This window comes from Saccharopolyspora sp. NPDC045839, from assembly GCF_056431645.1.
Genome location: NZ_JBWKKH010000002.1, coordinates 62,982 through 82,940 on the forward strand (window position 1 = coordinate 62,982; position 19,959 = coordinate 82,940).

At 70.4% G+C, this 19,959-nt stretch carries 19 protein-coding genes; 13 read left to right on the top strand and 6 right to left on the bottom strand.

Annotated features, from left to right (window positions below; all coding sequences use genetic code 11):
- Nucleotides 1–86: 86 nt before the first annotated feature.
- The 5 genes from AC07EQ_RS03165 to AC07EQ_RS03185 all read right to left on the bottom strand — a co-directional run bounded on the left by AC07EQ_RS03165 (nucleotide 87) and on the right by AC07EQ_RS03185 (nucleotide 5,927).
- The gene (locus tag AC07EQ_RS03165) at nucleotides 87–1,610 is read right to left on the bottom strand and encodes a tripartite tricarboxylate transporter permease (RefSeq protein ID WP_478386295.1); all 1,524 of its coding nucleotides are present in this window, start codon (nucleotides 1,608–1,610) and stop codon (nucleotides 87–89) included.
- Nucleotides 1,610–2,086: a tripartite tricarboxylate transporter TctB family protein gene (locus AC07EQ_RS03170; RefSeq protein WP_478386296.1), complete on the bottom strand. Its 477-nt coding sequence runs from the start codon at nucleotides 2,084–2,086 to the stop codon at nucleotides 1,610–1,612. Before AC07EQ_RS03170 ends, AC07EQ_RS03165 begins: the two co-directional genes overlap by 1 nt.
- A 1-nt stretch (nucleotide 2,087) precedes the next feature.
- Entirely contained in the window at nucleotides 2,088–3,068 is a 981-nt protein-coding gene (locus tag AC07EQ_RS03175) for a Bug family tripartite tricarboxylate transporter substrate binding protein (protein ID WP_478386297.1), read from the bottom strand.
- A 21-nt stretch (nucleotides 3,069–3,089) separates the two neighbouring features.
- Nucleotides 3,090–4,055, bottom strand: coding sequence for a tripartite tricarboxylate transporter substrate binding protein (locus tag AC07EQ_RS03180; RefSeq protein WP_478386298.1), 966 nt, complete (start codon nucleotides 4,053–4,055; stop codon nucleotides 3,090–3,092).
- Nucleotides 4,056–4,295: 240 nt separating this feature from the next.
- The gene (locus tag AC07EQ_RS03185; protein ID WP_478386299.1) at nucleotides 4,296–5,927 is read right to left on the bottom strand and encodes an amidohydrolase; all 1,632 of its coding nucleotides are present in this window, start codon (nucleotides 5,925–5,927) and stop codon (nucleotides 4,296–4,298) included.
- A gap of 307 nt (nucleotides 5,928–6,234) precedes the next feature.
- Between AC07EQ_RS03185 and AC07EQ_RS03190 the strand changes: the two genes are divergently transcribed.
- The 3 genes from AC07EQ_RS03190 (at nucleotide 6,235) to AC07EQ_RS03200 (ending at nucleotide 10,847) form a co-directional block, all read left to right on the top strand.
- Nucleotides 6,235–7,554, top strand: a complete 1,320-nt coding sequence (locus tag AC07EQ_RS03190; protein WP_478386300.1) for an MFS transporter — start codon at nucleotides 6,235–6,237, stop codon at nucleotides 7,552–7,554.
- 35 nt (nucleotides 7,555–7,589) lie between these two features.
- Nucleotides 7,590–9,230 (top strand): thiamine pyrophosphate-dependent enzyme, encoded by a 1,641-nt coding sequence (locus tag AC07EQ_RS03195; RefSeq protein WP_478386301.1) that lies wholly within the window; start codon nucleotides 7,590–7,592, stop codon nucleotides 9,228–9,230.
- 81 nt (nucleotides 9,231–9,311) lie between these two features.
- The gene (locus tag AC07EQ_RS03200; RefSeq protein WP_478386302.1) at nucleotides 9,312–10,847 is read left to right on the top strand and encodes a PucR family transcriptional regulator; all 1,536 of its coding nucleotides are present in this window, start codon (nucleotides 9,312–9,314) and stop codon (nucleotides 10,845–10,847) included.
- 25 nt (nucleotides 10,848–10,872) lie between these two features.
- Here AC07EQ_RS03200 and AC07EQ_RS03205 read toward each other — a convergent pair whose 3' ends face one another.
- Nucleotides 10,873–11,253: a hypothetical protein gene (locus AC07EQ_RS03205; RefSeq protein ID WP_478386303.1), complete on the bottom strand. Its 381-nt coding sequence runs from the start codon at nucleotides 11,251–11,253 to the stop codon at nucleotides 10,873–10,875.
- A 161-nt stretch (nucleotides 11,254–11,414) separates the two neighbouring features.
- Between AC07EQ_RS03205 and AC07EQ_RS03210 the strand changes: the two genes are divergently transcribed.
- From AC07EQ_RS03210 to AC07EQ_RS03255, 10 genes are all read left to right on the top strand, one after another.
- Nucleotides 11,415–12,035, top strand: coding sequence for an L-threonylcarbamoyladenylate synthase (locus AC07EQ_RS03210; protein WP_093274135.1), 621 nt, complete (start codon nucleotides 11,415–11,417; stop codon nucleotides 12,033–12,035).
- Nucleotides 12,036–12,223: 188 nt separating this feature from the next.
- Nucleotides 12,224–12,847 (top strand): VOC family protein, encoded by a 624-nt coding sequence (locus tag AC07EQ_RS03215; RefSeq protein WP_478386304.1) that lies wholly within the window; start codon nucleotides 12,224–12,226, stop codon nucleotides 12,845–12,847.
- A 40-nt stretch (nucleotides 12,848–12,887) separates the two neighbouring features.
- Nucleotides 12,888–13,916 (top strand): zinc-binding dehydrogenase, encoded by a 1,029-nt coding sequence (locus AC07EQ_RS03220; RefSeq protein WP_478386305.1) that lies wholly within the window; start codon nucleotides 12,888–12,890, stop codon nucleotides 13,914–13,916.
- On the top strand, nucleotides 13,901–14,329 hold the full coding sequence (locus tag AC07EQ_RS03225) for a PaaI family thioesterase (RefSeq protein WP_478386306.1): 429 nt from the start codon (nucleotides 13,901–13,903) through the stop codon (nucleotides 14,327–14,329). Before AC07EQ_RS03220 ends, AC07EQ_RS03225 begins: the two co-directional genes overlap by 16 nt.
- A gap of 8 nt (nucleotides 14,330–14,337) precedes the next feature.
- On the top strand, nucleotides 14,338–15,849 hold the full coding sequence (locus AC07EQ_RS03230; protein WP_478386307.1) for a class I adenylate-forming enzyme family protein: 1,512 nt from the start codon (nucleotides 14,338–14,340) through the stop codon (nucleotides 15,847–15,849).
- Nucleotides 15,846–16,565: a GntR family transcriptional regulator gene (locus tag AC07EQ_RS03235; protein WP_478386308.1), complete on the top strand. Its 720-nt coding sequence runs from the start codon at nucleotides 15,846–15,848 to the stop codon at nucleotides 16,563–16,565. The genes AC07EQ_RS03230 and AC07EQ_RS03235 overlap by 4 nt, the downstream gene beginning before the upstream one ends.
- On the top strand, nucleotides 16,562–17,353 hold the full coding sequence (locus tag AC07EQ_RS03240) for an ABC transporter permease (protein ID WP_478386309.1): 792 nt from the start codon (nucleotides 16,562–16,564) through the stop codon (nucleotides 17,351–17,353). The genes AC07EQ_RS03235 and AC07EQ_RS03240 overlap by 4 nt, the downstream gene beginning before the upstream one ends.
- Nucleotides 17,350–18,117 carry an ABC transporter permease gene (locus tag AC07EQ_RS03245; RefSeq protein ID WP_132493568.1) on the top strand — a complete coding sequence of 256 codons (768 nt, stop codon included), beginning with the start codon at nucleotides 17,350–17,352 and terminating at the stop codon, nucleotides 18,115–18,117. Before AC07EQ_RS03240 ends, AC07EQ_RS03245 begins: the two co-directional genes overlap by 4 nt.
- A gap of 34 nt (nucleotides 18,118–18,151) precedes the next feature.
- On the top strand, nucleotides 18,152–18,937 hold the full coding sequence (locus AC07EQ_RS03250) for an ABC transporter ATP-binding protein (protein ID WP_452617219.1): 786 nt from the start codon (nucleotides 18,152–18,154) through the stop codon (nucleotides 18,935–18,937).
- 13 nt (nucleotides 18,938–18,950) lie between these two features.
- Nucleotides 18,951–19,928, top strand: a complete 978-nt coding sequence (locus tag AC07EQ_RS03255; protein WP_478386310.1) for an ABC transporter substrate-binding protein — start codon at nucleotides 18,951–18,953, stop codon at nucleotides 19,926–19,928.
- Nucleotides 19,929–19,959 lie beyond the last annotated feature (31 nt).

Here is a 19,959-nt window from a genome sequence, read left to right on the forward strand (position 1 = left end):
GCGGGAATGTAACTGGGGTCACTCGTCTGGGTCAATAGGCGACATCGCCGGTTTCGGGCACCGCTTTCCACATTGGATGACCGGCGTTAGCGGACCTCGGACGACGATCGCTGTTCGTCCTGGTCGCGCCGCCTGCGCGAGCGCACGAGCCGGAAGGCGGAGAAGGCGATCACGGCGACGGCGATCAGCACGATCGTGCCGGAGATCGGGCGGGTCACGAAGATGCCGAGGTCGCCGTTGGACAGCAGCATCGACTGCCGGAACGAACGCTCCATGATCGCGCCGAGCACGAACGCCAGCACCAGCGGTCCGGGCTCGAAACCCGACTTGCGCATCAGGTACCCGATCACCCCGAACACCAGCACGACCCACATGTCGAACGTGTCGTTGTTGATGCTGAACACCCCGACCATCGTGACCATCACGGCGATGGCGCCGAGGACCCCGACCCGCAGCCGGAGCAGCTGCACGAAAACCCCGACCAGCGGCAGGTTCAGCACCAGCAGGATGAGGTTCCCGAGGTACATCGAGGCGATGACGCCCCAGAAGATCTCCGGGTTCTCCGACACCAGCTGGGGCCCGGGCGTGATGTTCTGCATCAGCAGCGCGCCGTAGATCAGCGCCAGCACCACGTTCGACGGGATGCCCAGCGTCAGCAGCGGGATGAACGCGGACGCCGAAGAGGCGTTGTTCGCCGTCTCCGGGCCGGCGACACCTTCGATGGCACCCTTGCCGAACCTCTCGGGATGCCGCGACCGACGCTTCTCCAGCGCGTAGGAGGCCAACGAGGACACCACGCCACCGCCACCGGGCAGCACGCCGATGACGAAACCCAGGATCGAGCCGCGCAGGATCGCGCCCCTCGACGCCGCCCAGTCCCGCATCGTCGGCCACAACCGGCCGATCTTGTTGGTGACCATCGACCCCTTGGTGTCGCGCTCCAGGTTGTAGAGCACCTCCCCGACGCCGAACAGACCCATCGCGATCGCGACGAAGTCCAGGCCGTCCAGCAGATCCGTCAAACCCAGCGTGAACCGCGCGGTGCCCTCGATCGGGTCCTGGCCGATCGAGGCGAGCAGCAATCCGAATGCCGCGGCCACCAGGCTCTTCGGCACCGACTTGGTGCCGAGGTAGGTGACCAGCAGGATGCCCAGCACGGTGAGCGCGGTGTACTCCGGCGGGCCGAAACGGACGGCGAACGACGCGAGCAGCGGGGCGAACAGCGTCAGGCCGACCACCGCCGCGGTTCCGCCGATGAACGACCCGATGGCCGAGATGCCCAGCGCGGGACCGGCGCGGCCCTGCTTGGCCATCTGGTACCCGTCGAACGTGGTGACCACCGACGCCGCCTCGCCGGGCAGCTGCAGCAGCACCGATGTGATGGTGCCGCCGTACATCGACCCGTAGTAGATCCCGGCCAGCATGATGACCGCGGATTCCGGCTCGATGCCGTAGGTGAGCGGCAGCAGCAGCGCGATCGTCGCAGTCGGACCCAACCCCGGCATCACGCCGATGACGGTCCCGATCAGCACGCCCAGGAAGACGTAGAGCAGGTTCTCCGGCGCGAAGACGACCTCGAACCCGGTGAGGATCGACTCGAACCCCATCATCAGTCACCTCCCCAAAGCGCGGCCACCACGTCCTGCGGGAACGGCACACCCAGCACCGGCACGAACAGGACGTAGAACACCGCGGTGAGCACCACCGCGAGGAGCAGCGCGTTGCGCCACGACTCGCGGGCCAGGAACCGCAGCCAGCAGGCGAACGTCACCAGGCCGGGCAGGATGAAGCCCAGGTACGTGAACGCCGCGATGAACACCGCCAGCCCCGCGATGCCGAACACGACGTTGCGTGCGGCAGGAGTGAGCGGCTCGTGGTCGGCGCCGGAATCGGTGAGCAGCACCAGTATCGCGGCGCCGGTCATGACCAGCCCGATCAGCAACGGCCACAATCCCGGCCCCGGGGCGGCGAAATCACCGAGGGTGAGGGAATGGGCCTGCACCACGAAGAAAACGCCCACCAGCAGCGCCACCGCGCCGCCGATGCGGTGCGCGAAACCGGATCGGCGCGGCTCGCGGGCGGCCAACCTAGTTACCGCCGATCTGCTTGGCCACCGGGCCGTAGACCCGGACGATCTCGTCCAGCCGGGCCCGGAACGCGTTGCGGTCGATGAACTGGTCGGGGACGTAGGCCTCGTCGAGCTGCTCGCGCACCCGCGGATCCTGCAGCCCGGCCCGCAGGGTCTGCTCCAGCTCGTCGATGATCTCCGGCGGCGTCCCCTTCGGCACGCCGAGCCCGAACAGCGACGTGCTGTAGGTCAGGCTCTGGTAGCCGAGTTCGTGCAGGGTGGGCACCTGCGGCAGGTAGTCGACCCGGCCGCGCGGGCTGATGGCCAGCGGCCGGAAGGCGTTCGCGTCGAACTGCGCGCGAATGTCCTCGGAGAGGTTGGAGAACAGCGCATCGATGTTGCCGCCGAGCAGGGCCGGGATCATCTCCATGTTGCCGTTGAACGGCACCACGGTGACCTGCACCCCGTACTCGCCTGCCAGGCGGCGCAATTCGATGGCCTGCGAGGTCGTCGCGCCCGGTACGCCGACCTTGAGCTGTGCCGGCCGGGCCTTCGCCTCGGCGAAGAACTGCTCGGCGGTGGTGAACTTCGACCCGGTGCCGACCGAGAGCACCGACGGCATCTCGGAGATGACGCCGACCGTCTCGAAGTCGCCGGGGCCGTAGCCGACGTCCTGGATCAGCGGCGTGATGACGGTGGCCGGTGCCGCGATCAGCTTCAAGGTGTAACCGTCCGGTTTGCTGGACACGAGCTCGTTCATCGCCACCGAACCGGCCGTGCCGGGCATGTTCTCGACCACCACGGGCTGGCCCAGGCTGCGCTGGAAGTAGTCGCCCATGGTGCGCGCCGCGAGGTCGGTCGGCCCGCCGGGCGTGTACGGGACGATCAGCCGGATCTCGTCGGCCGGGTAGTCCGACTTCCCGCCGCCCGACCCGCAGGCCACCGGCAGCACGAGTGCGGCCAGCAGCGCGACGGTCATCGCGATCTTCTTCGTTCGCATGACACCACCACCTCGATTCCGTCACCGACGCAGGATCGGTTCGTAGATCGCCCACGATTCGTCCAGCAGGGCGCGGAAATCCTGGGCACCGATGAACTGGGCCGGGATGTACTCCGCGCCGATCTGCTCGCGGACGGCCGGATCTTCCAGCGCCGACCGCAGCGCCGCTTCGAGCCGCCTGGTGATCTCCGGCGGGGTGCCGTCGGGCGCGACGAGGCCGTAGGTCGAGGTGCTCAGCGTCAGCCCGGCGAAGCCGAGTTCGGTGAACGTCGGCGTGTCCGGCAGGTACGGCAGGCGCTGGGCGGAACCCACGGTGAGCGCGCGGAATTCGCCGGACCGGATCCGCGACATCACCACGTCGCCGGAGGATCCGAAGAACGCATCGGAGTTGCCGCCGAGCAGGGTCGCGACGGCCTCGGCGTCGCCGTTGAAGGGCACGAGGGACAGCGCCACCCCGTGTTCGTCGCGCAGCCGCCGCAGTTCGATGCCCTGCGGGGTGTTCGCACCGGGCAGGCTCACGGTGATGCGGTCCGGATTCTGCCGCGCCGCCGCGAAGAACTCCTCGGCCGTGCGGTACGGCGAGTCGGCGCGAACCGCCAGCACGGAAGCGATCTGCATCGATACGCCGATGGTCGCCACGGAGTCCTTGTCGTAGCCCAGGTTCTGCAGTTGCGGAACCAGCACCAGCGGCGAGGTGGTGGCCATCTCGATCGTGTAGCCGTCTGGCTTGCTCTGGACCAGCTCGGTGGTGCCGGTGGTGGCCGACGCGCCGAGCAGGTTCTCGACGACCACCGGTCGACCGAGGTCTCGTTCGAGGAAGCGGGCCACCGCGCGGCCGGCGATGTCGGTGGGGCCACCGGCGGCGTAGGGGACGATCAGCCGGATCTCGTCTTCGGGGTAGTCGGACGCGTCGCCGGCCGAGCCGGGACCGGCGCAGGCGGCCGACAACAGCAGAGCGGCGCAGGAAACGATGGCTTTCTTGAACATCGACCGTCCCTTCTCGTGCAGGGGCAGGACGAGGGAACAGGTTGTCGGGCGGTGGTGAAGTGCTTGGGCCGCACCGGAATCAGACGTGACGATCCTGAATGGACGAATCGCGTTGCGGTGCCGAATCTATCAGGTGAACTCGCAGATGACAGCCGTTGTACTGGTCTGACCGGGCCGGTACGGTGTCCGGCCGCCGCCGCGATGTCCGGGGCGCGATCGCCGACATCGCGCAACCGGGCATCAGCCGAGCAGGGCGTCGGGGTCGTGGGCGGGTCGGCCGCCGATGATGGTCGCCGCGATGCCGATCTGGTCGAGGGAATCGGCGGGGACCGCCGTCGGGTCTTCGGCCAGCACGACCACGTCGGCGAGCCTGCCCGGGGTGAGCGTCCCGAGCTGGTGCTCCAGGAACGCGCTGTGCGCGGCGTTGACGGTGTAGCAGCGCAGAGCTTCTTCGAAGGAAACCGCTTCGTGCGGGGAGAAGGCCTCTCCGCCGGCCGTGCGGCGGGTCAGCATGCGCTGGATCGCCTTCAGCGGCGCGCCGTCCGCTACCGGCCGGTCGGAGCTGCCCGCCGCCGGGATCCCGGCATCGAGCAGGGACCGGAGCCGGTAGACCCAGTCGCGGCGCTGCGGGCCGACGTTGGACAGCACCGCGTCGCCGAGGGTGTGGATGAAGTAGTTCTGCAGCACCGGAACGACACCCAGCTCGGCGAGTGCGCTGACGTGTTCGGGCGTGGTCACGGAGCAGTGCTCGATGCGGTGGCGGGCGTCCGCACGCGGCCACCGGGTCAACGCCTCCCGGTAGGCGTCGATGGCGAGGCCGACCGCGCGGTCGCCGATGGCGTGCGTCGCGACCTGCCAGCCCGAGCGGTGCGCTCTGATGATTCGGCCCCGGAGCTCTTCGGGTTCCAGCTGCAGCACACCTCGGTTGCCGGGCTCGTTGGAGAAATCGTCGGTCATCGCGGCGGTGCGGCTGGCCAACGCCCCGTCGGCGAAGATCTTCACCGCGCCCAGCCGCAGCATCGGATCGCCGAGTCCGGTGGTCAACCCGAGGTCGAGGCCGAGTTCGAGCTCGTCGGCGTCGTGTCCGTTGAGTTCCCGCAGTGTTTCGTAGGTGGGCATCAGGGTCGTCCGGACGCGCAGCCCTCCTTCGCGCCGCGCGGTTTGGTAGGCGGCGAGCTCGACCGGGCTCAGTCCGATCCAGCCGCCGCCGATGCCCGCTTCCTGGCAGGCGACGAGGCCCTCGGCGACGTACCTCTGGTGCGCCGCGCCGATCGCCTCGACGAGCTCCCGGATCGCTACCGGCACCAGCAGGTCGTTGACCAGTGCCTGCGCCTGTTCCTGCAGCAGCCCGGTCGGCTCGCCCGCGCCGTCGCGCTCGATGATCCCGCCGCGCACCTGGTCGGTGCCGAACACGCCCGCGTCGTCGAGGACCAACGTGTTCCCGACGCCCATGTGCTCGCTGCGGTGCTTCAGCCAGACGCGGTGGGCCGGGGCGATCCGGTCCAGGTCGTCGCGGCGCGGGTGCCCGCCACCGTACCCGGCGGGCTCGTAGCTGTGCCCGATCAGCCAGGCACCCTCCGGCAGGTCCGCCGCGCGGCGGGCCACCCGCTGGTAGATGTCGTCGAGGCCGGTGGCGTCCGACAGGTCCAACTGGGTGAGCCCGAGGCCGAAGCGTCCCGTGTGCGCGTGGGCATCGTGGAAACCGGGGATGACGGTGCGGCCGCCGAGATCGACCACTTGGTCTGCTTCGAGGCCGGTGGCGTCGTCGCCCACCGCCACGATCCGGCCGCCGAGGACGCCCAGCGCGTGGGTGCGTCCCGGCTCGCCCATCGTCCACACGTGGCCGTTGCGCAGGATCAGATCGATCTTCATCGGTTCTCCGAAATCCTTCCACCGGCCGGGAAAGCGACACGACACTCCATTGTGGACCGACGTTCGCGGCGTCGGCGCCGAGCATAGCCGAAGGACACGAGATCGGGTAAAGACCTTGTTCCGGCTAGGATCGGCCGCTGCGCATCGGACGCGGAAACGCCAGTGGTGGATCCACCAATAGCCGCGTTTTGTTTCTCGCTTTCGCCAATGACAGCGCCGCGCCGGGTGCTGAGCATGTCCACATCGCATTCCGCTGCCAGGCCGAGCACGCCACGGCATCCAGTGCTCGCCCGTGAAGGGACCGCTCATGCCCGAGGCGACAGCCGTCGAACCGGCCGCGAAGCCGAACCGGTCCGCGGAGATCCGCCGGATCGCCCTGGCCACGTACTTCGGCACCGCCCTCGAGTGGTACGACTACTTCATCTACGGAACGGCGGCCGCCCTGGTCTTCCCGGCGCTGTTCTTCCCCGCGCTGGACCCGGCCATCGGCGTCATCGCCTCGCTGGTGACCTTCGCGCTGGGCTTCGTCGCCCGGCCGGTCGGGGCGGTGATCTTCGGCCACATCGGCGACCGCCTCGGCCGCCGGGCGGCGCTGATCGGCACCGTGACGCTGATGGGCGTGGCCACCGGGCTCATCGGCTTGCTGCCGTCATACCAGACCATCGGGATCGCGGCGCCGATCATCCTGGCCGTGCTCCGGCTGTTGCAGGGGATTTCGGCGGGTGGCGAGTGGACCGGCGCGGCGCTGCTGGCGATCGAGCACGCCCCGCCGGAGCAGCGCGGGCGTTACGCGGCGGTGCCGCAACTCGGCTCACCGACGGCGACCCTGGTCTCCTCCGGCGTCTTCGCGGTGCTGACGTTGCTGCCTGACGAGATGTTCCGGTCCTGGGTCTGGCGGGTGCCGTTCCTGGCCGCGTTCGTGCTGCTGGCGATCGCGCTGTACCTGCGGGTCAAGGTGGAGGAATCGCCCTTGTTCCGGGCGGCGCTGGCCGAGCAGAAGGAGGAGAAGCTGCCGGTGCTGGAGACGATCCGCACCGCGTGGGGGCGGTTGATCATCGGCGGCGCGGCGTACCTGGCGGGTACTGCGGCGTTCTTCGTGCTCACCACCTTCATGATCAGCTACATCTCGAAGACGTTGCAGCTCAGCAGCACGCTGGCGCTGAACGCGACGCTCGTCGGCGCCGTGGTCGAGATCTTGGTGATCATCGTCGCGGGCCGTCTCGCCGACCGGATCGGCGCGGCGAAGGTGTGCGTCATCGGCGCGACGATCTCGGTGCTGGTCGCCTTCCCGGTGTTCTGGCTGGTCGACTCCAAGATCCCGGTACTGGTGATCGCCGGTGTTTCGCTGGGCATCGGCGCGATCTCCATCCCGTACGGGCCGATCGGTGTCGCGCTGTCGGTGATGTTCCCGGCCCGGCTTCGCTACAGCGGCGTCGCCTTGTCGGTCGGGCTGGCGAACATCCTGGCCGGGTTCGGGCCGCTGGCCGGCACTTGGGCGCTGGGCGTGACCGGCGGGCAGTCGTGGGGACCCGCGCTGCTGCTGGCGCTGATCGCGTTCATCACGCTGGCCGGCTCCGTGGGCGCGCACCACGTCAGCCGCCGCGCCCCCGAATGGGACGCCGTGTGATTCCAAGCCTGGCGATCGAGTGAGGGGAGCGAACGGTGAACACGGCCCGCAGCGGTGGCGAACTCGTCGTCGCGCAGTTGGAGAAGCACGGTGTCACCACGGCGTTCTGCGTGCCGGGTGAGAGCTACCTGGAGGTGCTCGACGCGCTGCACGACTCGCCGATCAGGCTCGTCGTCTGCCGCCACGAAGGCGGCGCGGCGTACATGGCCGACGCGGACGCAAGGCTCACCGGCGGCGTCGGCGTGTGCCTGGTGACGCGGGGGCCGGGCGCGTCGAACGCCCTGGTCGCCCTGCACACCGCCTGGCAGGACCGGGTGCCGTTGCTGCTGTTCGTCGGCCTCATCCCGCGCGGCGAACGCGATCGCGAAGCGTTCCAGGAGTTCGACCTGGCTCGCACGTTCGGCGCATCGGCGAAGTCCGTGCTGACGATCGACCGAGCCGACCGGATCCCCGAACAGCTGGCGCAGGCCTTCCTCATCGCGCGCAGCGGTCGCCCCGGTCCGGTCGTGGTGGGTCTGCCGGAGGACATGCTCCGCGATGCCGCCGAGGTGGCGGACGGGGAACCGTTCCCGCTGCCGCAAATGGCGATCGCGGCCGAGCAGGCGAACTCGGTGGCGGCCCTGATCGCCGACAGCCGGCGGCCGCTGGTGGTGCTCGGCGGTTCGCCCTGGGAACCCGGCGCAGCCGCGCTGATCCGGCAGTGGGCCGAGAACTGGGAGCTGCCGGTCGTCACCGACTTCCGGCATCAGGACCTCCTGGACAACGAATCGGCCTCCTACGCGGGATTCCTGGGCTTCGGCCGGGACGACGAAACCGCTCGCGCACTCGCCGGCGCGGATGTCGTGATCGCGGTCGGCACCCCACTCGGCGACGTCGCCTCGGACGGCTGGTCGCTGGTGCGGCCGGACGCCGCGGTCGTGTCGGTGTTGCCGGACCCGGAAGGGCACGCCGCGATCCACCGGCCGCGGCACCGGTTCCTCGCCACCCCGGCGGCCTTCGCCGGGGCCATGGTTGCGACGTCGCCACCCGACGAGCGCCCGTGGGCCGCGCGGACGCGCGAGTTGCGGGAACGTTTCGAGTGGTACCGCACGCCGCAACCGGTCGGTGACCGGCTGGACCTCGGAATCGCCATGGCGGAGCTGCAAAAACGCCTACCGGTTGACGCCGTCGTCACGTTCGGCGCGGGCAACCACGCCCTGTGGGCGCAGCGCTACCTTTCCTACCGCACTTTTCCGGCGCAGCTGGCGCCGCGCAACGGCTCGATGGGCTATGGCGTCCCGGCGGCGGTGGCCGCGGCCATCCGGCATCCGCAGCGGAGGGTCGTGTCGGTGGCCGGAGACGGCTGCTTCCTCATGAACGGCCAGGAGTTCGCCACGGCCGTCGCCGAGGGCGCCGCGCCGGTGATCCTCGTGGTCAGCAACGGCATGTACGGCACGATCCGCCAGCACCAGGCGCTGCGGCATCCCGGCCGGGAATCTGGAACGCGCCTGGTGAACCCCGATTTCGCCGCGTACGCCCGGGCCTTCGGTGGGCACGGCGAACTGGTCGAGGAAACCGGGCAGGTAGGTCCGGCGCTGGACCGAGCCTTCGCCGCAGGCCTCCCGGCCATCGTCGAGCTGCGCATCGACGGCGCCCGGATCGCCCCGGAAACCACGCTCGACGACCTGCGGGAATGACCGGGCGCTCGGCAACGCCGGATGACGCCCGCGTGATCCGGCGGTTGCCTGAACGCCACCCGCCATGTGCAGGATGGGCGGGTGAGGATCCTGCCCGATGACGGCCCGCTGCGCCTCGCGGACCTGCTCGCCGAGGCGAGGCTGGGACTGCGGCTGCTGACCGCGGCCGACACCGGCCCCGCCCGCCAGATCGACGGCGCGCACGCCATCGAGATCGCCAACCCGTCGCGGTGGGTGCCGCCGCACTGGCTGCTGCTGACGACCGGCATGCGCATCCAGCGCAAGCCGGCGGAGCAGCGGGCGCTGGTTCGGGAGCTCGCGGGGTCCAACATCGCTGCGCTCGGCTACGCGACCGGCATCGTCACGCGGCGGGTCCCGACGGCACTGCTGGACGAGGCGGACCGGTTGGGGTTCCCGGTGATCGAGGTGCCGCTGGAGACGCCGCACCGGGACGTGATCGGCTTCGTGCAGCAGAAGGTGCTGGGCTCCTCCCCGGAACTGCTGCAACGGGTGCTGCAGACGCAGGCATACCTGATGGGAGTGGAGGAGGACGACCCGTTGGCGCATGCCGAAGCCCCCGAGATCGCACTGCTGCGGCGGCTGCAACCGCTGGTGGGCACCGAAGTGATCCTGCTGCGCACCGATGGCCGGCCCAACTGGCCGGAAGACCACCGGCACGCCAGGGAGTTGCGCGAGGCGCTGCACGCGCAGCCGGCCAACGGCCCGGCAGAGGTCGGCGTCGACGATCTGCGGTACCTCGCGCTGCCGGTGCGAACCGGGCCTTACATGTTCGGCTGGCTGGTCAGGGAGGCCCGGGAGGGGGACGGGGCGCAGCTCCTGCCGGTGTTGCGCTCGGCGGCCCAGCTGCTGGGCGTGATGTACGTGGCTCGTGAGCACGAACCTGCGGAACTCCGCGCACAGCGCCGGCACCTGCTCGAAAGTGCACTGCTGGACGGGGCCACCGCGGACGGCGACGGAGACCTGGACCGGCGGGCCCGCATCGTCGGCTTCGACTTCGGCTCGGACTGCCGGATGCTGGTCTACCGGCCGGCCGGGAACCGCTGCGCGCTGGGCCAAGTGGAGGCGGCGCTGAACACCGCCCGGATGCCGTTCCTGGCCACCGCGCACGGTGCCGATGTCCTCGTTTTCGCCCAGGGCGAGCGAGAAACCTTGGTCGGTTCGGTCGAATCGCTGCCGGCGGGGCGGGTCGGCGTCGGCCGCGCGGTGCGCTCGCTGGGGCGGGCGAAGGAGTCGCTGGCCGACGCCGAATTCGTGCTCGGCCGGATGACCGCGGTGCCCGGCAAGCTGACTGCGGCGGACTTCGGGGACCTGTCCCTCGCGAACTGGTTGATCGCCCGGCTGCCGAGCACCGAGATCGCCGAGAAGTCAGGCGATTTCCTGGCCGGGCTGCGGGAGCAACCGCTGCTGTTCGAAACGGTCGTCGCCTACCTGGGCGCGGACCTCGACACGACGGCCACCGCGGAGGCCTTGCACCTGCATCCGAACTCGGTGCGCTACCGGCTCACCCGGGCCGAGCATGTGCTCGGTGCGCCGCTGCGCCGTCCGGAGACGATCGCCGGCCTGCACGCCGCGCTGCTGTCCGAGGGCCTGCTCTGACCCGAGGACCTCGCAGCGAAGGCCTCTAGTCGGCCTTGGGCCAAGGCACGCGCATCGCGAAGTGCAGCCACGTCGCCAGCACCACCAGGGCTGCCGTCGCACCACCGAGCGCCATGACCGTCGACGGGGACGTCCGGTCCAGGATGACGCCGCCGACCAAGGCTCCCGTAGAGAGGGTCGCCTGGAACGACGCGGTGAACAGCACCGACGCCGCTTCCGGCGCGTGCGGGGCGGACTTCGCGAACCACGTCTGCGAGGCGACCGGCACGGCGCCGTAGGCGATGCCCCAGACGACGAGCAGCCCAGCCGCACCAATAGCGGACCGGCCGAGCACCGGCTGCAGCAGGGTCGCCCCGGCGATCATGCCTGCGGCGATCCCGAATGCGGCGTGCGGACGACGCGCCACGAGCGCTCCTCCGGCGAAGTTCCCGACAATCCCGACCGGGGCCGGGATCTGGCAGGTTTGAGACCTCACCGTGGCTAGCCACGGTGAGGTCTCAAACCTGCCGGTCGATCGAATCCGCACGCCGGTGAGCCCGGACTTGCGGGCGATCCTAAGCTTCTCGCATGGCGAAGTACTTCGACGTGCATCCGGAGAACCCGCAGCGGCGCGCGATCGGCCAGGTGGTGGACATCGTCCGCGACAACGGCCTCATCGCGTACCCGACGGACTCGTGCTTCGCGCTCGGCGCCCAGCTCGGCAACAAGGACGGCATCGACCGGATCCGGGCCATCCGGCACCTCGACGACCGGCACCACTTCACCCTGGTGTGCCAGAACTTCGCTCAGCTCGGCCAGTTCGTGATCATCAACAACGCGGTGTTCCGCGCCATCAAGGCGTCGACTCCGGGCAGCTACACGTTCATCCTGCCCGCCACCAAGGAAGTGCCGCGCCGGCTGATGCACCCGAAGAAGAAGACCGTCGGCGTGCGCATCCCGGACCACGTCGTGGTGCAGGCGCTGCTGGCCGAGCTCGGCGAGCCGATGCTGTCCAGCACGCTGCTGCTGCCCGGCGAGGAGGAGCCGATGACGCAGGGCTGGCAGATCAAGGACGAGCTCGACCACGTCCTGGACGCCGTGATCGACTCCGGCGAGTGCGGCACCGAACCCACCACGGTGATCGACTTCTCCGGCCCGGAGCCGGAGATCGTCCGCCGCGGCGCCGGTGACACCTCGCGCTTCGAGTAACGCGCCGGGCACTCCCCGCAAGCGGCTCCCGCCATCTGGTGGGGGCCGTTTTTCGTTGCCCTGAACAGCAGGAACGCTCGCGCGCGACAGTGCGGACGTTCACATGGTGGAACGTATACACAAATCTTTGACGTGTACACATTCGCGGCAGAGGATGCACGCAACGCATCCGGACGGAGGACGAACCGATGGGCGAAACGGAGACGCCGGCGATCCCGCCGCGACTGGACCACGTCGTGATCGCCACGCCGGCGCTGGACGAGACGGTCGCCGAGTTCACCGCTCGCACCGGCGTGCGGCCCGCCGCGGGCGGCGCCCACCCGGACCGCGGCACCCGCAACTACCTGGTCTCCTTCGGCGGCGACAGCTACCTGGAGATCATCGGGCCGGATCCCGACCGCACCGTCGGCGACGACGCCCTCACCTTCGGGCTGGCGGCGCTGCGCGAACCCCGCGTGGCCGCCTGGGCGGTGCACCCGGCCGACATCGACGAGGCCGCGGCGCACATCGGCCCGGTCGGCCCGGGACAGCGCCGCACCACCACCGGCGAGCTGCTCGAATGGCGCCTCACCGAACCGCCGAACGGGCTGCCCGGCGGCGTCGTCCCGTTCCTCATCGACTGGGGCACCACGACGTCGCCGGCCGTCGGACCGCCGGAGGTGGAGCTGGTGTCGTTCACCGGCAGCCACCCGGATCCCGACGGCGTGCGCCCGGTGCTGACGGCGATCGGCACCTCGCTGCGGCTGGCCGCCGGACCCGCCGGGCTCGCCCTCACCCTCTCCGGCGAGCACGGCCTCGTCGAATTCCGCTGAACCGCACCGAAAACCGAACACCGATGGGAAACCGCCACCGATGACCGACACGATGCGCGCGCTGGTCCTGGAAGGGCACGGCGACCTCGATCAGCTCCGCCTCCGCGACGACCACCCGAAGCCCACCGCCACCCCCGGCCACGTCGTGATCAAGGTGCGGGCGACGTCGTTCAACTACCACGACATCTTCACCACCCGCGGCATGCCGGGCATCAAGATCCCGTTCCCGGTGGTCATCGGCCTGGACCTGGTGGGCGACGTCGCCGAGCTCGGCGAGGGCGTGACCGGCTGGTCCGTCGGCGACCGCGTGCTGGTGCACCCGATCCACCCGGAGCGGGGCCTGATGGGCGAGACCCTCGACGGCGGCCTCGCGCAGTACGCGCTGGTGTCGGCCGAGCAGCTGATCCCGCTGCCCGACGAGGTCGAGTACGCCCAGGCCGCGGCGCTGCCGGTGGCCTACGGCACCGCGCACCGGATGATCGTCGGGAAGGAGACCGTCAAGGCCGGCGACAAGGTGCTGATCCTCGGCGCCTCCGGCGGCGTCGGCACCGCCTCGGTGATCCTCTGCAAGAAGCTCGGCGCGCACGTGATCGCCGCCGTCGGCGACGACGAGAAGGGCGCGAAGCTCAAGGAGATCGGCGCGGACGAGGTCGTCAACTACAAGACCGAGAGCTTCCTGGACTACGTCAAGGAGCACCACGGCAAGCCGCAGCGCTACAGCTACGACACCGGCGTCGACGTGGTGATCAACTACACCGGCGGCGACACCTGGGCGCCGACGCTGCGCTGCGTGAAGCTCGGCGGCAAGATCCTGGTCTGCGGCGCCACGGCGGGCTACGACCCGACCGAGGACCTGCGCTACATCTGGACCTTCGAGCTGCAGGTGATCGGCTCCAACGGCTTCACCGGCGACGACTTCCGCGCCCTGCTGGACGGCGTGGCGGCCGGCGACTACGAGCCGCTGATCGACCAGGTCCTGCCGCTGTCCCGGGCCCGCGAGGGGCTGGCCCGGCTGGAAGACCGCAAGTTCATCGGCAAGATCGTCGTCGACCCGTGGGGCGACGAGTGATGGCCGGGCTGACCGCCTCCGACGTCGAGGAACTGCTGCGGGCCGCGCCCTACCACCGGTGGCTGGACCTGCGGGTCGTCGAGCTGACCAAGGACCGCATCGAACTCACCGCTCGCTGGCGCGAGGAGTGGATCGGCAACCATGAAACCCGCGCCACGCACGGCGGGATCCTGGCCTCGCTGCTGGACCTCGCCGCCGACTGGGCGCTCACCGGCACCATCGGCCGCGGCGTGCCCACAGTGGACCTGACCGTCAACTACCTGCGCGCGGCGCTGCCGGGCGACCTGCGGGTGATCGGCCGCCTGATCCGGCCCGGCAGGCAGGTGTCGGTGGCCGAGGCCGAGGTGCTCGACCAGGACGGCCGGACCGTCGCCATCGGGCGGGGCACCTTCCTGTCCGCCGCGGCGCAGTGAGGAAGAGCATGAGCTACTTCGACTACCGCAACCAGGGCGACGTCGTCACCGCGGACCGGCCGGACGCGCCGGCCATCATCGCCGTGACCGGATCCGGCGCCCGCCGGCTGACCTACCGCGAGTTCGACGCGGCGGTCGACGCGGTCGCCGCCTGGACCTCGGGCCAGGGCCCGAGCCGCGGCGACGCGGTGGGCATCATCGGCGAGAACACCCCGGAGTGGCTGGTGGCGTTCTACGCCCTGCAGCGCGCCGGGTTCGTGCCGGTGCCGGTCAGCTACAAGCTGCCCAGCGACGGCGTCGCGTACGTGCTGGAGAACGCCGGTGCGAAGGCGGTTTTCGCCGACGCGCGCGGCGCCGAGCTCGTCGCGGGCAGCGGCGTCCGGGCGTGGGAGCTCGACAGTCTGATCGAGCGGACGCCCCGCAGCGACGGGAAGTTCGCCTCGGTCGTGCCCGATCCCGAAGACCCGGCGATGATCCTCTACACCTCGGGTTCCACCGGCCGCCCGAAGGGCGTCGTGCTGTCCCAGCACAGCCACCTGTGGGTGCTGGGCCTGCGGGCGAGCACGCCCGGCCCCGCCGACGCCCGCTACCTGGTGGCCGCGCCGCTGTACCACATGAACGCCCTGGCCAACTGCCAGCAGGCGTTCGGCGTCGGCGCGACCGTGGTGCTGCTGCCCGAGTTCTCCGCGCGGCAGTTCCTCCAGGCGGTGGGGGAGCACCGGGTGACCCGGGTGACCGGCGTTCCGCCGATGTTCGCGCTGCTGCTCCGCGAGGACGACCTCGTGGCCACCGTGGACACCGGCAGCGTCATCGACGTGTTCATGGGCTCCGCGCCCGCATCGCAGGCGCTGTTCCACGACGTCCGCGCCCTGTTCCCGCGCGCCGACCTGCACTTCGGCTACGGGACGACGGAATCCGGGCCGGTGGCGTTCACCGATCACCCGGGCGGCCTGCCCACTCCCGACGGCTCGGTCGGCGTGGCCGACCCCAACGTCGAGCTGCGGCTGGTGGATTCCACCGGCGCGACCGCCGCCGGCGAGGGCGTGCTGGAGATCCGCTGCCCGGCGCTGATGACCGGCTACCACCGGCGGCCCGACCTGCCCAGCCCGGTGACCGCGGACGGCTTCTACCACACCAAGGACGTCTTCCGCGTCGACGAGAACGGGTTCTACTTCTTCACCGGCCGCGAGGACGACATGTTCACCAGCGGCGGCGAGAACGTCTACCCGGCGGCGGTGGAGGAGATCCTCGAATCGCACCCGGCCGTCCGCCAGGCCGCGGTGATCGGGGTGCCCGACGAGATCAAGGGCCACAAGCCGGTCGCGTTCGTCAGCCTCCGCCCGTCCACCCAGGCCGGCCCCGACGAGCTGCGGAAGCACGTGCTGGACAACGCCGAACCGTACGCGCACCCGCGCCGGGTCTGGATCGTCGACGAGCTGCCGCTGTCCTCGACCAACAAGATCGACCGCAACGTGCTCGCGCGCCGCGCGGCGGAACTGCTCGGAGGTGCGGCGACGTGAGCACCGCCGACGCGGCCGCCGAGCAGTACGCGAACCTCCGCAGGCTGATCCTGGAGCAGCAGCTCAAGCCGGGCACCGTGCTGCTGGAAACCGCGCTGGCGGCCCGCTTCGGCGTGTCCCGCACGCCGGTCCGGGAGGCGCTGGCGCGACTGGCCCAGGAAGGCCTGATCACCAAGCAGAAGCGCGGCTACGTCGTGGACGAGCTGAGCCCGGAGGAGATCATCGAGGTCTTCGACGTGCGCATCCTGCTGGAGTGCGCCGCCGTGGAGAAGGCCGCCACCGACTGCGACGACTTCCGGCTCGCCCACCTCGAACAGCTCACCGAGCAGCTCGACGAGCTCATCGCGACGCTGCGGGCCGCGATCGACGCCGGCGACACCGCGACGCAGGCCGCCACCGGCGAGGCGATCCTCGCCGCGAACGTGCGCTGGCACGAGGCGCTGCGCGCCGGCAGCCGCAACCGGACGCTGATCCGGATGATCAACCAGCTGATGGACGTGCAGAAGATCTACAACCCGCTGATGAAGGTCCAGGACCTGGCGGAGATCTCCAAGGGCCAGCAGCAGCACCACGAACTGGTCGCCGCACTGCGCGACCGCGACCCGGCCCGGGCCCGCCAGATCATGGCCGATCACCTCACCAGGGTGCGGCAGATCCGGGTCGCCGAGTTCGCCCGCAGCCTGCATTCCGCGGAACAGCGCGGGAGCACGTCATGACCGCCGTGCACACCGCCCGGCCCACCCGGCCGGGCTGGCAGCCGGCGGCGGGCACCGTCGTGGTCCTGCTGGTGCTGGAGGAGGTCCTCACCCGCACCGGCGTGCTCCCGGCGGACTACTTCCCGCCGGTCAGCCAGATCGTCGCGGCGCTGCTGCCGGAACTGGCCGGGGCGCAGCTGTGGCTCCAGCTCGGCCAGACGCTGCAGGGCTGGTTCGTGGCGCTGGTGCTGGCGGCCGTGCTGGCGGTCCCGCTCGGGCTGGTGCTGGGCACGGTGTGGTGGGTGCGGGCCCTGACCAGGCCGGTCGTGGAGTTCCTCCGCCCGGTCCCGTCGGTGGCGCTGATCCCGCTGGTCGTGCTCGCGCTGGGCACCGGCAAGCAGAGCGAGCTGTTCCTGGCCACGTTCGCGGCGTTCTGGCAACTGCTGGTGGCCACGACGGCGGGCGCGGGGGCGGTCGACCAGGTCACCGCGGAAACCGCCCGCTGCTACGGGCTGACCAGGGCGCAGACCCTGCGCTGGGTGGCGCTGCCCTCGGCGCTGCCGTACCTGATGACCGGCATCCGGGTCGCCTCGGCGACCTCGCTGATCCTGGTCGTCACGGCCGAGATCATCATCGGCGTGCCGGGCCTGGGCGCGCAGATCAGCCTCAACCGCGCCGGCGGCTCGCCGGACCTGATGTACGCGTACATCATCGTCACCGGCCTGCTCGGCTGGCTGATCAACATCGCGCTGGCCGCGGGGGAGCGGCGGGTGCTGCACTGGGACGCGGCGAATCGGGGCCCGCGATGAACCGACGAGTCCTGTCCGCACTGCTCGGCGTGGTCGGCGCCGTCGCCACCGTGGCGATCTGGTGGCTGGCCACCGAGAACTCCGCCAGCGTCTACTTCCCACCCCTGAGCCGGATCCTGGAAACCGCCCAGGAGCACTGGCTGTCCGCCGAGGGCCGCGCCGACATCGCTTCCAGCATCGGCAACCTGCTGTCCGGTCTGGTCATCGGCGTCGTCGTGGGCATCGTGGTCGGCGTGGCGCTCGGCCAGGTCCCGCTGCTGCACCGGGCGCTGTCGCCGAGCATCGAATTCGTCCGCGCCATCCCGGCCACCGCGCTGCTGCCGTTCGCGATGATGCTGTTCGGGCTGGGCACCGAGATGAAGGTGTTCCTGATCGCGCTGGGCTGCGTGTGGCCGGTGCTGCTCAACGCGCTGGACGGCACGCGTTCGCTGGAGCCGACGCTGCGCGACACCGCCAGCGTCTACGGCATCACCGGCGTGCGCCGGCAGCTGAACATCGTGCTGCCCGCGGCCGCGCCGCGCATCGCCAGCGGCATCCGGGTCGCCATCCCGCTGAGCCTGATCCTGACGGTCACCAGCGAGATGGTCGGCAGCCACCAGGGCATCGGGTTCGTCATCGTCGACGCGCAGAACACCTTCCGCATCACCGACATGTGGTCCGGGGTGCTGCTGCTCGGCGTCCTCGGCTTCGCCCTGACCTGGCTGTTCGGCGTGGCCGAGAAACTGCTCCTGCCCTGGGAGAAACGCGCGGAGCGGGCTCGATGAGGCGCGCTCCACTTCGGACACCGGTGAGGAAGACATGCTCGAAGTAACCAACATCGCCAAGGAATTCCCCACCCGCACCGGAACCGCGCGGGTCGTCGACGACGTCACCTTCACGGTCGGCGAGCGGGAGTTCTTCACCATCGTCGGCCCGTCCGGCGCGGGCAAGACGACCGTGCTGCGCTGCCTCACCGGGCTGGCCAAGCCCACGGAGGGCACCGTGCGGTTCAACGGCAGGGAGGTCGTGGGCCCGCCACCGGAGTTCGCGGTGGTGTTCCAGGACTACGCCCGCTCGCTGATGGCGTGGTTCACCGTGCGGCGCAACGTCGAACTGCCGCTGCGCAACCTCGGGCTGTCCGCCGCCGAGCGGCGCGAGCGCGTCGACACCGCGCTCGCGCAGGTCGGCCTTTCCGCGGCGGGCTCGAAGTACCCGTGGCAGCTCTCCGGCGGCATGCAGCAGCGGGTGGCGATCGCCCGCGCGATCGCGTACCGGCCGCAGGTGCTGATCATGGACGAGCCGTTCGCCTCGGTCGACGCGCAGACCCGCGCCGACCTGGAAGACCTCCTGCTGCGGGTGCGCGACGAGACGGACCTGGCGCTGGTGTTCGTCACCCACGACGTGGACGAGGCGGTCTACCTCAGCGACCGGGTGGCGATCCTGAGCCGCTCGCCCAGCCGGATCGACGAGATCGTGCCGATCGACCTGCCCGCGCAGCGGGACCAGATCGGCACCAAGGAACTGCCGGAATTCGCCCGCCTGCGGGCACACGTGTTCAGCCGGATCAGGGCAATGGTCAACACCGAGCCCGCGTCCGCGCATTAGGTTGGAGGAGAAAATGCGGGGAATCCCCAGGGTCTTCGCGGCGCTGGTCGCGTTGTTCGCGGTGGTGGCGCTGGCCGCCTGCGGCGGGCCGGAGCTCACCAAGACCGCCGACGGGCGCACCGCGCTGCGGGTCGGCATCATCCCGACCATCGACGCCGCGCCGCTGTACCTCGGCGTCAGCGAAGGCATCTTCGCCAAGCACGGGCTCGACGTGACGGTGCACGTCGCCGACAGCGGGGCCGCGCTGATCCCGGCGACGGTGAAGCAGGAGAACCAGATCGGCTACGCCAACGTGATCAGCGACTTCCAGGCCGCCGAGCAGGGGCTGGACATCAAGCTGGTGCACAACTGCTGCGGCTCCGGCGCGGACCCGGCCAAGGACGTCTCCCAGGTGCTGGTCAAGCCGGGCGGCCCGATCCGCACCGTCGGCGACCTGGCGCACGCCAACATCGCGGTCAACTCGCTGCACAACATCGGCGAGGTGAGCATCAAGATGGCGCTGGAGAAGCGCGGCGTGGACGTCTCCGGCATCCGGTTCACGCCGATGCCGTTCTCGGACATGAACGACGCGCTCAAGCGCGGCGACGTGGACGCGATCTGGCAGGTCGAGCCGAACGTGCAGGCCGCCCTCGCCGCCGGGTTCACCCCGCTGATCTCGAACTTCGTCGAGGCCCGCCCGGAGGCGACGCTGGGCTACTACCTCACCAGCGGCGCGTTCGCGAAGCAGAACCCGCAGGTGGTCCAGGCGTTCTCGGACGCCATGGACGAGGCGAACCGGTTCGCCACCGAGCACCCGGACGAGGCGCGCGAGGCGGTGGTGACCAACCTGAGGTTCAACCCGGAGATCGTCTCGACGGCGAACCTGCCCACCTACCCGCAGGGGCTCGACCGCGCCAGCGCCGCGGAGTACGCCACCTACGCGGTCAAGTACGGCGCCATCGAGAAGGCTCCTGACCTGGACGGACTCTTCTGGTCGGGGCCCGCGAACTGATCATGCGGGCGACGGCGACACGCCCGGGAAA

Excerpts from the sequence above, each read along its gene's own strand:
- AC07EQ_RS03165 (WP_478386295.1), bottom strand. The coding sequence starts at position 1,610 with ATGATGGGGTTCGAGTCGATCCTCACCGGGTTCGAGGTCGTCTTCGCG.
- AC07EQ_RS03175 (WP_478386297.1), bottom strand. The coding sequence starts at position 3,068 with ATGCGAACGAAGAAGATCGCGATGACCGTCGCGCTGCTGGCCGCACTC.
- AC07EQ_RS03180 (WP_478386298.1), bottom strand. The coding sequence starts at position 4,055 with ATGTTCAAGAAAGCCATCGTTTCCTGCGCCGCTCTGCTGTTGTCGGCC.
- AC07EQ_RS03185 (WP_478386299.1), bottom strand. The coding sequence starts at position 5,927 with ATGAAGATCGATCTGATCCTGCGCAACGGCCACGTGTGGACGATGGGC.
- AC07EQ_RS03190 (WP_478386300.1), top strand. The coding sequence starts at position 6,235 with ATGCCCGAGGCGACAGCCGTCGAACCGGCCGCGAAGCCGAACCGGTCC.
- AC07EQ_RS03210 (WP_093274135.1), top strand. The coding sequence starts at position 11,415 with ATGGCGAAGTACTTCGACGTGCATCCGGAGAACCCGCAGCGGCGCGCG.
- AC07EQ_RS03215 (WP_478386304.1), top strand. The coding sequence starts at position 12,224 with ATGGGCGAAACGGAGACGCCGGCGATCCCGCCGCGACTGGACCACGTC.
- AC07EQ_RS03220 (WP_478386305.1), top strand. The coding sequence starts at position 12,888 with ATGACCGACACGATGCGCGCGCTGGTCCTGGAAGGGCACGGCGACCTC.
- AC07EQ_RS03230 (WP_478386307.1), top strand. The coding sequence starts at position 14,338 with ATGAGCTACTTCGACTACCGCAACCAGGGCGACGTCGTCACCGCGGAC.
- AC07EQ_RS03240 (WP_478386309.1), top strand. The coding sequence starts at position 16,562 with ATGACCGCCGTGCACACCGCCCGGCCCACCCGGCCGGGCTGGCAGCCG.
- AC07EQ_RS03245 (WP_132493568.1), top strand. The coding sequence starts at position 17,350 with ATGAACCGACGAGTCCTGTCCGCACTGCTCGGCGTGGTCGGCGCCGTC.
- AC07EQ_RS03250 (WP_452617219.1), top strand. The coding sequence starts at position 18,152 with ATGCTCGAAGTAACCAACATCGCCAAGGAATTCCCCACCCGCACCGGA.
- AC07EQ_RS03255 (WP_478386310.1), top strand. The coding sequence starts at position 18,951 with ATGCGGGGAATCCCCAGGGTCTTCGCGGCGCTGGTCGCGTTGTTCGCG.